Origin of the sequence: Flavobacterium sp., assembly GCF_035195345.1 — a bacterium.
Classification (GTDB): domain Bacteria; phylum Bacteroidota; class Bacteroidia; order Flavobacteriales; family Flavobacteriaceae; genus Flavobacterium.
This window is the reverse complement of sequence record NZ_CP136574.1, coordinates 291633-303594: the sequence shown is the minus strand read 5'-3', so window position 1 is coordinate 303594 and position 11962 is coordinate 291633. Positions and strand designations below refer to the sequence as shown.

12 protein-coding genes are annotated in these 11962 nt (G+C 31.8%); 10 read left to right on the top strand and 2 right to left on the bottom strand.

Annotation, left to right across the window (positions count from 1 at the left end; all coding sequences use genetic code 11):
• Positions 1-527 precede the first annotated feature (527 nt).
• The 7 genes from RSE15_RS01390 to RSE15_RS01360 all read left to right on the top strand — a co-directional run bounded on the left by RSE15_RS01390 (position 528) and on the right by RSE15_RS01360 (position 6503).
• Positions 528-1481: an isopenicillin N synthase family dioxygenase gene (locus tag RSE15_RS01390; RefSeq protein ID WP_324069203.1), complete on the top strand. Its 954-nt coding sequence runs from the start codon at positions 528-530 to the stop codon at positions 1479-1481.
• A gap of 118 nt (positions 1482-1599) precedes the next feature.
• Positions 1600-1932, top strand: a complete 333-nt coding sequence (locus RSE15_RS01385; RefSeq protein ID WP_324069202.1) for a translation initiation factor — start codon at positions 1600-1602, stop codon at positions 1930-1932.
• A gap of 66 nt (positions 1933-1998) precedes the next feature.
• Positions 1999-2865 (top strand): nucleoside phosphorylase, encoded by an 867-nt coding sequence (locus RSE15_RS01380; protein ID WP_324069201.1) that lies wholly within the window; start codon positions 1999-2001, stop codon positions 2863-2865.
• 92 nt (positions 2866-2957) lie between these two features.
• Positions 2958-3494 (top strand): GNAT family N-acetyltransferase, encoded by a 537-nt coding sequence (locus tag RSE15_RS01375; protein ID WP_324069200.1) that lies wholly within the window; start codon positions 2958-2960, stop codon positions 3492-3494.
• Between the two features lie 29 nt (positions 3495-3523).
• Positions 3524-4648, top strand: coding sequence for an SDR family oxidoreductase (locus tag RSE15_RS01370; RefSeq protein ID WP_324069199.1), 1125 nt, complete (start codon positions 3524-3526; stop codon positions 4646-4648).
• A 49-nt stretch (positions 4649-4697) separates the two neighbouring features.
• Complete coding sequence (locus RSE15_RS01365; protein ID WP_324069198.1) at positions 4698-5546, top strand: substrate-binding domain-containing protein; 849 nt, start codon at positions 4698-4700, stop codon at positions 5544-5546.
• 27 nt (positions 5547-5573) lie between these two features.
• A complete protein-coding gene (locus RSE15_RS01360) occupies positions 5574-6503 on the top strand; it encodes a transglutaminase domain-containing protein (protein ID WP_324069197.1) in 930 nt (309 codons plus the stop codon).
• Here RSE15_RS01360 and ung read toward each other — a convergent pair whose 3' ends face one another.
• Positions 6504-7169 carry a uracil-DNA glycosylase gene (ung, locus tag RSE15_RS01355; protein WP_324069196.1) on the bottom strand — a complete coding sequence of 222 codons (666 nt, stop codon included), beginning with the start codon at positions 7167-7169 and terminating at the stop codon, positions 6504-6506.
• Between the two features lie 83 nt (positions 7170-7252).
• Between ung and RSE15_RS01350 the strand changes: the two genes are divergently transcribed.
• The 3 genes from RSE15_RS01350 (at position 7253) to RSE15_RS01340 (ending at position 10325) form a co-directional block, all read left to right on the top strand.
• Positions 7253-9421, top strand: coding sequence for an endonuclease MutS2 (locus tag RSE15_RS01350; RefSeq protein WP_324069195.1), 2169 nt, complete (start codon positions 7253-7255; stop codon positions 9419-9421).
• A gap of 270 nt (positions 9422-9691) precedes the next feature.
• Positions 9692-10108 (top strand): thiol-disulfide oxidoreductase DCC family protein, encoded by a 417-nt coding sequence (locus RSE15_RS01345; RefSeq protein WP_324070390.1) that lies wholly within the window; start codon positions 9692-9694, stop codon positions 10106-10108.
• A 73-nt stretch (positions 10109-10181) separates the two neighbouring features.
• Positions 10182-10325: a hypothetical protein gene (locus RSE15_RS01340; RefSeq protein ID WP_153208057.1), complete on the top strand. Its 144-nt coding sequence runs from the start codon at positions 10182-10184 to the stop codon at positions 10323-10325.
• A 39-nt stretch (positions 10326-10364) separates the two neighbouring features.
• On the opposite strand, the gene RSE15_RS01335 is transcribed toward RSE15_RS01340, so the two are convergent.
• On the bottom strand, positions 10365-11909 hold the full coding sequence (locus RSE15_RS01335; RefSeq protein ID WP_324069194.1) for a T9SS-dependent choice-of-anchor J family protein: 1545 nt from the start codon (positions 11907-11909) through the stop codon (positions 10365-10367).
• Positions 11910-11962: the final 53 nt, after the last annotated feature.

The window sequence follows — 11962 nt, the reverse complement described above, 5'->3', positions numbered from 1 at the left end:
TGAAAGTGAATTGTTATAAAAAAAGATAAGACAAATATCAATAGCAAGAACAAGGTCAAGTTCAAATTTAAACGCAAAGTCGCAAAGTTATTTCGCAAAGAGAACAAAGAATTAATCATTAAAGTTGAACAACCGAAGCTTAGGAAACTGTGTAGCTCTCTTAAAACAAAGTATTTAAAAAAAAACTCTGTGTAACTCTGTGTAATTTTAAACGCAAAGTCGCAAAGTTTTTTCGCAATGAGCGCAAAAGAAAAATAAAAGATTAAAATAAAATGTCTCTGTGTAACATTTAACATAAAAGTCATATAAGATTTTTATGCTAATTTCTTTGTATTCAAAAGTTCATAAAAGATTATTTTGATTTCTTGCATTTTTTTAATCTGTGTTACAAATTCCCAACTCCTAACTTCGATCAAAATCCCCCATCAATGTTAACAACTTTACTCATTCACAATTAAAATATTTAATTACATTTGTATTCACTTGGGTTACTACCCTAAATGATTTAATAATAACAAAGCTTAAGTATGCAACAAATTCCTAGTGTTGACTTACGTGATTTCCTGTCGGATGATCCGGCACGTAAACAAAAATTTGTAAATGAAATCGGAAAAGCCTACGAAGAAATCGGATTCGTAGCATTAAAAGGTCATTTTTTAGATGATAAATTAGTTGAAGGATTGTATTCCGAAGTGCGTAACTTCTTTACACTTCCTTTAGAAACCAAAGCAAAATACGAAATCCCAGGCATTGGCGGACAACGTGGTTATGTTTCTTTTGGAAAAGAACATGCTAAAGGTCGCTCTGCTGGAGATTTGAAAGAGTTTTGGCATTTTGGACAATACGTTAGCAAAGATTCAAAATATGCTGGCGAATATCCGGATAACGTAGAAGTAACAGAATTACCTAAATTCAATGAAGTAGGTAAAGAAGCGTACCAAATGTTAGAAAAAACAGGGGTTTATGTGTTAAGAGCGTTAGCTATTTACATTGGTTTAGACGAATTCTACTTTGATAAATACATCAAAGATGGAAACAGTATTTTACGTCCAATCCACTACCCGCCTATTACTGACGAGCCTAAAGATGGTGCCGTTCGTGCAGCAGCACATGGCGACATCAACCTGATTACCTTATTAATGGGTGCTCAAGGAAAAGGATTACAAGTACAAAATCACAACGGAGAATGGATTGACGCTATGGCACAGCCAGACGAATTAATGATTAACGTTGGGGATATGTTATCAAGACACACCAACAATAAGTTGAAATCAACGATTCACCAAGTGGTAAATCCACCAAGAGAATTGTGGGGTTCTTCTCGTTATTCAATTCCTTTCTTCATGCACCCTATAAGCGACATGAGTTTAAATTGCTTACCAGAATGCATCGATGAAAACAATCCAAAATTATATGAAGACATCACTGCTGGTGATTTCTTATACGAACGTTTGGTAGAATTAGGTTTGATTAAAAAGTAAATAATTTTATAATAGATAGAAAAGGCATTGAGTTTTCTTGATGTCTTTTTTGTTTTTTATAAAATCTACCATAAAACACACTAACTTTGTTACGATAGAACTTGTTAACTTATTAAAAATGGATTTAAGCGAACAATTAAAAAAAATTTTCCCTGACCACGAAGTTTCAAACGAACCAGAAGCTATCGAAGAAACGCCCCATGAATTATTCGTTCAAAAGGAACCAATGATTTGCAAATATGAGAAACGTAAAGGAAAACCTACTACGATTATTTCAGGCTATGAAGGCGAAGACGAAGATTTTAAAATCTTAGCAAAAGAAATAAAAAGTAAATTAGCGGTTGGTGGAACGTTTAAAGATGGTGAAATCATCATTCAAGGTGATTATCGTGATAAAATCATGAAAATACTACAAGATAAAGGATTCAAAACAAAACGCGTAGGAGGATAAATTTGTTTCAAGTTTCAAGTTCAAAGTTAAAGAACCTGAAACCTGAAACTTTAAACAAAAAAACAAATGATAGCAGCATCAGAATTAATATTAAATCCAGACGGAAGTGTATATCACATTAATTTAAAACCTGGACAAATCGCTAACGATATTATCTTCGTTGGGGATCAAAATCGTGTAGAAAAAATTACAAAACACTTTGATTCTATTGAGTTTAGCACGCAAAAACGTGAATTTAAAACGCAAACCGGAATCTTTAAAGGTAAAAGAATTACCGTAATGTCTTCTGGAATTGGTCCTGACAATATTGATATTGTAATGAACGAATTAGACGCTTTAGTAAACGTAGATTTAGCAACCAGAACCGTTAAAAAAGAATTGACTTCGTTGAATATTGTTCGTATTGGAACTTCAGGTTCCTTACAAGCAGATATTCCTTGCGATAGCATTGTGATGAGTCAGTATGGCTTAGGGTTGGATAACATGCTTCGCTCCTATTTAATTGACGAAATTTCAGAAACTGAAATGGAAGATGCGTTTATCAAGCAAACGAATTGGGACATGAGAAAAGGTCGTCCGTATGTAATTGCAGGAAGTAAATCACTAGAAAAACGTTTAGAAAGCGATAAAATCTTTAAAGGATTCACAGGAACGGCTGGTGGATTTTACGGACCGCAAGGACGTGTAGTGCGTTTAGGAATTCAAGATCCAGAATTAAATTCTAAAATGGATAGTTTCAATTTCAACGGAACTCGAATGACTAATTTAGAAATGGAAACAGGTGCTATTTATGGTTTAGGAAAACTATTAGGTCACCAATGTTTATCGTTAAATGCCATCATTGCAAACCGTGCAACTGGAACTTTCAGTGAAGACCCATACAAAGCTGTAGATGAATTAATTGAATATGCCTTAAATAAGTTAGCAGAATAACAAAAACTTCAATATTCGTTGTTCAAAATTGACTATTCCAAGTTTAAACGTTGAATAACTAATAACAAATGTTGAATGATGAAATTATAAAAATGAACTTAATACTCAAAACACCTAGATTAATCCTAAGAGAAATGCGACATGAAGATGCAAATTCATTATTTGAAATGGATTGCAACTCTAATGTTCATAAATATTTATGGCAAAAACCAGTTGTTCATATTGATGAAGTTCATGCATACATTGATATGGTCAGACAGCAATACATTGATAACGGAATTGGGCGTTTTGTTGCTATTACTAAAGACACGAATGAATTAATCGGTTGGACAGGCATTAAATTTGTAAACGACCACGTTGAAAACGGCAATACTAATTTCTATGATTACGGCTATCGTTTAAATGAAAAATTTTGGAACAAAGGTTTCGCTACAGAAGCCTCAAAAGCATGGCTAGACTATGGTTTTAATCAAATGAAGATTCAAGTGATGAATGCTTATACACATGCCGAAAACGGAGCTTCTAATCATGTTTTGCAAAAAGTAGGCTTCAATTTTATGGAAGATTACCCTGATGAAAATGGCGTGATATGGAAATGGTGGCAATTAGAAAATAATTCCGTAAAATAGCACTACTTTTGTGCTAAATTAAAAATCGAATGAAAATAATCCTTACAGGTGCAACAGGTGTTTTAGGTTCTCATATTATGTATGATATCCTAGAAAATTTTATAACCAATAACATTGAAGGAAAACTATTTCTAATCACAAGAAATAAAGGAAAAGTAACTGCTAAAGAGCGTATTAACGAATTATTGTCTAGCAATTATACGCCTAAATTTTTGTTGGATAAAGGAGTTGATAAACTTAATCAGTATCTTGAAATTATCGATACCGATTTGGCTACTCTACAAGATTCGTTTTCAGAAAAAATAAAAGGCGCCTATTTTATTCATTCCGCTGGTTATGTAAATCTATCGACAGACGAAGACCAAAAAGAAAAAATATTCAATGAGAATGCGGCTATAACAAAGGCAATTTTCAAAATGTTTGCTCCTTTCATTAAAAAGTTTATTTATATCAGTACTGCTTTTTCATCGGGAGCTCGTAAAGGCTTGATTGGTAATGACTTTCATAATTTAGATTTTAAATTAGAGCATCGAAATGCCTATGAAAATGCTAAATTTCATTCAGAAGAATTTGTTATTCAACAGTGTAAGGAATTAAATTTACCGTATCAAATTTTACGACCAAGTGTAATTGGTGGAAAAATGTTAGGCACTGAAAACCGCTATTTTATCCCAAAATACATGGTTTTTTATTTAATGGCAAAGTTTTTCCATTTTACAGCACAACGTAAAGACCAACAAGAAAATGTTCGTTTTGCCATTAGTGAAGAAACAGGGTTGAATATAATTCCTGTTGATTATGTAGCAAAAGTTATTGTCAATACATTTGAAAGAGAAGACATACAGCAACTAAACATAGTTCATAACGAGAGTTTTAATTTAGTAAAAGGTTTACAACTCATCATGAAAGAAGTAGGTTATTCAAACTTTAGTGTGATTCAAAATACATTAGATTTTGATTATAAAAACACCATTGAAAAATTATACTACGAAAGCATTGGCAAGCATTTGAAACCTTATTTAACTTCGGCTGCTAATGAATATGATACTACTTTATTAAATTCAATTTTAGAAATACCAAAATTAGATGCTGAATCGTTTACTAATATGATTCGCTATGCGCGATTACAAAATTTTAAAGACATCAATGTTTAATTTTTAAGTTGAATCGAAGATTTGCAAATACGAATAAACCAGAAAACACATGAGTAAAACAATAAAAATAGCTGGCGTTCCAGAACATTTTAATTTACCTTGGCACATGTGCATTGAAGATAGCGAATTTGAAGCCGTTGGAATCGATTTACAATGGACTGATGTTCCTGAAGGTACGGGTAAAATGTGTCAAATGCTTCGTGAGGGTGAAACAGATATTGCCGTAATTTTAACTGAAGGTATCATCAAAGATATTACCGTAGGAAATCCGTCATCTATTGTGCAGATTTATGTGCAAAGTCCTTTAATTTGGGGCATTCACGTGGCAGCTAATTCTAATTACAAAGCTTTAAGCGATTTAGAAAACACGAAAGCAGCTATTTCTCGAATGGGTTCAGGTTCGCATTTGATGAGTATTGTGAATGCTCAAAATCAAAATTGGAACACAGAAAAATTACAATTTGAAATCGTAAACACTATTGATGGTGCGGTTGAAAGTTTAAATTCAGGTAAAGCCGATTATTTCATGTGGGAACGATTTATGACACAACCCTTAGTAGATCAAGGGATTTTTAGAAGAATTGCCGATTGCCCTACTCCATGGCCTTGTTTTGTAATTGCTGTTCGCAATGAAGTGTTAGAACAGCATCCAAAAGTAATCAATCAAATTTTAGACATTATCAATACTACTACCGAAGAATTCAAAATGATACCTAGTATTGATAGAACGTTAGCTTCTAAATACAATCAAAAAGTGGAAGCAATTCAGGAATGGCTAAAATTAACACGTTGGTCACAAAAACAAATGACTGCTCCAACATTTGACAAAATAATGGAACAACTTTTGAAGCTTCAAATTATCGATAAAAAAATACCTAAAGAATCGATACTTAAATAATTCCGTATTTTTATCGTTTTAAACGAAATGACAATTAAAATTCCAACCATCGCTCAATTAAAAGAAAAGCTTTCTTTACCAAAGCCATGGGATATTGTTGTTATTTTTATTTTAAATATTCTAATCGCTATTCCTCTCTTTTTGATTGCGCATCAAAATCTAATTGACTTAAATTGGAAATTGCATTTAGACCGAATTCTACTTTTTATTTTAATTGTAATCAGTATTCAACTCCTATTACGATTAGTCAAAACGATTATTATACTAATTGTTTTTCTTTATTTAATTACTTTATTGTACGGAACATTAATTGGCAATTACGGATTTAAAAGAGTTTTTGAAGATTACAATTACATGGTTTATTCCATGAGTGAAAATCCAAATCCGGAAGACATAATTGTAGCCAAACTACTTCCCTTTCCAAATAAATCTAAAATTATTGACGCTGTAGATTTTACCAATCCTAGAGTAAGAAATTTTTCCTTATCAGCTACCGCAAAGCACTTTCGTGATACAAAACAAACTGGAAATAAAAGGCGTTTGATTCAATGTTTTGCAGTTTTTAAAGAAATTAGAAACCGTTGGAATTATGTCAATGACCCGAAAGGAAGAGAGTATATTGCTTATGCCTCAGAAACATTGCAACACTTTTCAGGAGATTGTGATGATCATGCCATTTTGATGGCAGCGTGTATTAAAGCTGTTGGTGGCACACCTAGAATTATCCATACAGGAGGTCATTTGTATCCAGAAATGTTGATTGGCAATAAAAACGATTTAGAAACCGCAATTTATCTAATCAAAGAAGTGCTTTTTATCCAAGAAAGTCACCACCAACAAATTTATTATCATATTGATGAAAGAGATCAAATCTGGTTGAATTTAGACTACACTGCGGCGTATCCTGGTGGTAAATTTATGAGTGAAGAAATACTGGGTGCGCTTACTTTTAATTGATTACCAAACAATTTTTATTTTCATATTTTTAATTAAATAATCATTTGTTATAATAAAATGATTATTACCAAACCACAATCCGCGATTTGCACTTAATGGAGATGGATGGCCTGTTTCTAAAACTAAATGTTTATTTCGATCAATTAATTTACCTTTTTTCTGTGCAAAACTGCCCCAAAGTAAAAAAACCACATTTTCAGATTGTTCGTTAATCAAGTTTATAACAGCATCGGTAAAAACATTCCATTGCAAGTGTTTATGACTGTTAGCTTCGTTTTTTCGAACCGTTAATCCAGCGTTCAATAATAAAATACCTTGTTTTGCCCATCGTTCTAAATTTCCTGAAGTTGGAAAAAGAATTCTATCGTACTCGTTATTAATTTCTGTGTAAATATTTTTCAACGATGGAGGAATAGCCACACCATCATTTACCGAGAAACACAAACCATTCGCTTCACCTACTCCATGATACGGATCTTGTCCAATAATTACCACTTTGGTATCTTGAAAATCAAATTGTTCAAAAGCTGAAAAAATGAGTTCTTTTGGAGGGAAACAAGTCGTATTAGCATACTCTTGCTCAACTTGTTGCATCAATGTTTCAAAATAAGGTTTTTTGAATTCAGATGATAATAGGGTTTGCCAAGACGTATTTTTGATATACATTTTATAATTTTTACCAAAAATATAAATTTCTATTGCATTATGCCTTTTTTACTTTGTAACTTTGACCTAACAGAAAAAGAAAAATGATTTCGATTACACAAAAAACACTTCAAGATTTAGAATTTAATACCGTTTTAGAAACGATTGCTAGTCGCTGTAACACTGATATTGGTGAAGCAAAAGCTATGGCAATTATTCCTTTTAAAAACAAAGAAGAATTGCTTATTAATTTGAAGCAAACCTCTGAATATTTGTCTTCGTTTTCAAACAATAACGCCATTCCGAATCACGGATTTGAAAATATTAACTACGAACTAAAATTCTTAGCTATTGAAGATAGTTTTTTAGAAGTGGGAAGTTTTAAAAAAATTGGAAACCTTTCAGAAACTGCTATTACGCTCATTCAATTTTTAAAGAAATTTGAAGATTACTATCCAAATTTATATCAAAAAGGAGCGCAAATTGACATTGTAAAATTGATTTTGCAACGTATTGATGAAGTGGTTGATAAATTTGGCATTATCAAAGACAACGCTTCCCCCGATTTGATAGATATTCGTCGTAATATAAATCTTGTGCGTGGTAAAATTAACCAGAGTTTTGGTATGGCTTTGAGTCAATACAACTCACTTGGTTACTTAGATGATATTAAAGAAACAGTAGTTGAAAATCGTAGAGTTTTAGCGGTTTTAGCCATGTATCGCAGAAAAGTAAAAGGCTCTATTTTAGGAAATTCTAAAACAGGTAGTATCGCTTATATTGAACCCGAAGCAGCGCAACGATATTCACGCGAATTAAATAATTTCGAATTTGAAGAACGAGAAGAAATCATGCGAATTTTAAAGCGTTTAACTAATGAAATTCGTCCATTTACAGAAACGATTTCGGCTTATCAAGACTTTTTGAGTGATGTAGATGTGATTTCTGCCAAAGCGAAATACGCCTATAAAATAAATGGAATACTTCCCAATATTATTGAAGAGAAACGTTTGTTTTTTAGAGAAGCCTTCCACCCTATTTTGTATTTAAACAATAAAGAAAAAAAAGCAACTACCTATCCACAAACCATCGAATTACATAACGAAAGTCGCATTATTGTGATTTCGGGACCGAATGCTGGTGGGAAAACAATTTCATTAAAAACCGTTGGATTATTGCAATTGATGTTGCAAAGCGGTATGTTAATTCCAGTCCACGAAAGAAGCGAAACGTTTTTATTTGATCGTATTTTAACAGATATTGGAGACAACCAATCTATTGAAAATCATTTAAGTACTTACAGTTATCGATTAAAAAACATGAACTATTTTTTAAAGAAATGTAACGATAAAACATTGTTCTTGATTGATGAATTTGGTACAGGTTCTGATCCTGAATTGGGCGGCGCATTGGCTGAAACATTCTTAGAAGAATTTTACGCTCGTGAAGCATTCGGAATCATTACAACACATTATAGTAATTTAAAAATATTAGCCAACGAATTACCTTTCGCATCCAATGCCAACATGCTATTTGATGAGAAATCATTAGAACCTATGTACAAATTGATTTTAGGTCAAGCCGGAAGTTCGTTTACGTTTGAAGTCGCTCAGAAAAACGGTATTCCATTTGGACTAATCAATCGTGCCAAAAAGAAAATTGAAGGTGGAAAAGTTCGCTTTGATAAAACGATAGCTACTCTTCAAAAAGAACGTTCAAAATTAGAAAAAACGTCTTTAAATTTAAAAGAAGAAGAAACCAAAGCGCGAGAGGAAAGCAAGAAAATGGAAACTATCAATGCGAAAATTCAGGATAAATTAGAACGTTATCAAGAATTGTATGACGCAAACCAGCGTTTGATTTATATAGGGCAAAAAATAGATGATATTTCGGAAAGCTACTTCAATAACAAAGACAAAAAGACTTTAATTGGTGAGTTTTTGAAAATGGTTGAAATTGAAAATTCGAAACGTAAAAAGCTTTCTGTAAAAGAAAAGAAAGTGAAAGAAGTTATTCAGAAAAAGGTTGAAGAAGAAGTCAAAGTGATTGTAGAAGAAATCAGAGTAGTTAAAAAAGAAAAGAAAATCAAAGCCAAGATTGAAGAAGAAAACAAACCAAAAGTTATTCTAAAAGTGGGTGACAGAGTTCGAATGATTGATGGAAAAGCCATTGGAACTATTGATGTAATTGAAAAAACAAAAGCAACTGTCAATTATGGGATTTTTACTTCAAAAGTAAGCTTAGAGCAATTGGAATACGTACAACCTGCTTAGTTTAACACAGAGATTCGCAGAGTTTTTTTTAAATTATGTTTATGTTGAAAAGAGCTACACAGAGAGGTTTCACTTTTGAGTGCGATTTTAATAACTGAAAATAATCTTTCATTAACTTCTAAAAACAAACTAATTCAATTTTTATAAACTTACATGACTCATATGTTTAATTTTATAACATGAATATAGTTTTAATAATTTTTAAAATTTTAAAAATCGGTGTTCCTAAATTTTTGAATTTGAAATTGACATTAAAATTGATATATGGAAATACAAGACTTACCTCAAGATAAAAAAATCATATTGTTTGATGGTGTTTGCAATTTGTGCGATTCATCTGTTCAATATGTTATTAAACACGATAAAAAAGACATTTTTCGATTTGTAGCACTACAATCAGATTTAGGTCAAATGATTCTAAAGCACATTGGTATTAATCCAATTCATAATGATAGTATTGTTTTGTATGAGCCAGGGATTTCGTACTATTATAAATCAACAGCTGCTTTACAAATTGCAAAAGGATTAAGTGGTGTTTTTACTTTGGCAAGAGTTTTCACACTTTTACCCACAGGAATTAGTGATACTATTTATGATTATATTGCAAAAAATAGATATAAATGGTATGGCAAAAAAGAAGCTTGTATGATTCCAATATTGGAATTAAAAGCTAAGTTTTTAGAATAAATCCACATGATAATTATCAGTTTATAAACAATTATGAACATTTATCTTTGTGTAAATTCTAACCTTTGTAACTATGGCAAATTTATTATTACCACTTTATTCTTGGGGAAATGGAGCATTTATTATGATAGCAATTTTTGCAATTGTAATTCTCGGCTTAGTAGGCGCCGTAATGCTTATGATGAATAGTGATAAAAAGAAAAAAAACGACCAGTAATACTGGTCGTTTTTAATTTACTATTCTTTTAGAAAGAAATTATTGTTTGATAAATTTCTTAGTTGTTTTACCTTCAGCAGCTTCAATAGTTACAAAGTAAACACCTGCATTTAAGTCAGAAACGTTTATTTGAGTTAATGAACCTGTTTCATTTTTAACAACTCTTCCATTGATATCTGTTACGGATATGTTTTTGATTTCAACATTATTAGTGTTTGAAATATTTAACATTGTAGTAACTGGATTTGGATAAATCTCGAAATTATATGTTTCAAAATTTTCACTTGAAAGAGTTGAAGTTAAACTAAAGGAATCTAGACCTAGTGAAACAGCACCTGCTACACCTGGCGTGAAATGATGAAAACCTAAATAATATACACCTGTTGAAGTAGGTGAATAGTTAACAGTATATTCTGTCCATGTAGTATTTGCAATGGTAGATGACGTCCAAAGTGTATTTGTTTGAGAAGCAACTAGAGGCTCATTTCCTATTGTCATTTTTATACTTTGAGCATTTGCTGCACCAAAATTTCTCAAATAAAATTTTATTACATTAGTTGAATTAGCTACTAAATATATAGGTCTAGAAAAAAGCCATCTATTAGTAGGAGTTCCAACTGTAGTACTAGAATTCGAAAATGTCATTTGAGTACCAGATTGAGGGTTACCCGCGGTTGCATTTGTTGACCAAGCACCAGACCAACCATCAGATGAAAATCCATTAGCATTGTCAAAACCATAATTGTAAGACGGTGCCCCTACTACAGCTGTAAAAAGTGAATAAGGTCCTATCCAACCGCTTCTGTTTGTTCCTGATTTACTTCTAACAAAATATTGGTAACGAGTATTTGAAATTAATGAATTCATTGTAACAGAATTAGTACTAACAGTATTTGTAACTGTTGGTATGTGGCCTGCTGTACCCCATGAATATTCATATTCGGTAATACCTCCAATTGCAGCAGTCCAATTAAAAGTACCACTATTTAAACCAATATTAGAATTTGTCATTAATCTAGCTGGAGATGGGCAAGTTCCACTCACGACATATACATTATCAATTCCTAATAAAAACATATCATTAGAAAAATTCTGAAAAGCTATATAAACTGTTTGTCCTGCAAAAGAAGATAAATCAATACTCTTATTTTGCCATGTATTAGATTCACCCGTAGATGTACCATTTCCTACAGTAAGTAATGGTGTAGTAAAATCTGATGGAGTATTTCCTGTAGTAGAAACATATACTTTATAAGAATCTGGATAAGTAGCATCATAAGCTCTAGCTTGCCAGTATAAAGTTGAACTTCCTGACGGTAATGATATAGCAGGACTAACCATCCAATCATTAGAAACTCCTGCAGAAGCATACCATGAAGTGCTTAATGCTACATTATTATCAAATTCTGATAAAGATTGCACCCATGCACCATTAACATAACTAACATTTGTGTTTGGAGTTAAATTATCCTGATTGTAAAGAGTCCATTGAGAAAGCGGACCATTTACATTTTCAAATCCTGATTGGAAAATCTGTGCATTTGAAAAAAATGGTAGCAATAAAAAAAGTAAAGTTTTTTTCATAATATTAAAATTAAATTTAATCAAAATTAATATTTTTTTTTTAATAAAAAAAA

Coding starts and splice junctions, on each gene's coding strand:
- RSE15_RS01365 (WP_324069198.1), top strand. CDS start 4,698: ATGAGTAAAACAATAAAAATAGCTGGCGTTCCAGAACATTTTAATTTA.
- RSE15_RS01360 (WP_324069197.1), top strand. CDS start 5,574: ATGACAATTAAAATTCCAACCATCGCTCAATTAAAAGAAAAGCTTTCT.
- RSE15_RS01370 (WP_324069199.1), top strand. CDS start 3,524: ATGAAAATAATCCTTACAGGTGCAACAGGTGTTTTAGGTTCTCATATT.
- RSE15_RS01340 (WP_153208057.1), top strand. CDS start 10,182: ATGGCAAATTTATTATTACCACTTTATTCTTGGGGAAATGGAGCATTT.
- ung (WP_324069196.1), bottom strand. CDS start 7,169: ATGTATATCAAAAATACGTCTTGGCAAACCCTATTATCATCTGAATTC.
- RSE15_RS01380 (WP_324069201.1), top strand. CDS start 1,999: ATGATAGCAGCATCAGAATTAATATTAAATCCAGACGGAAGTGTATAT.
- RSE15_RS01390 (WP_324069203.1), top strand. CDS start 528: ATGCAACAAATTCCTAGTGTTGACTTACGTGATTTCCTGTCGGATGAT.
- RSE15_RS01385 (WP_324069202.1), top strand. CDS start 1,600: ATGGATTTAAGCGAACAATTAAAAAAAATTTTCCCTGACCACGAAGTT.
- RSE15_RS01375 (WP_324069200.1), top strand. CDS start 2,958: ATGAACTTAATACTCAAAACACCTAGATTAATCCTAAGAGAAATGCGA.
- RSE15_RS01350 (WP_324069195.1), top strand. CDS start 7,253: ATGATTTCGATTACACAAAAAACACTTCAAGATTTAGAATTTAATACC.
- RSE15_RS01335 (WP_324069194.1), bottom strand. CDS start 11,909: ATGAAAAAAACTTTACTTTTTTTATTGCTACCATTTTTTTCAAATGCA.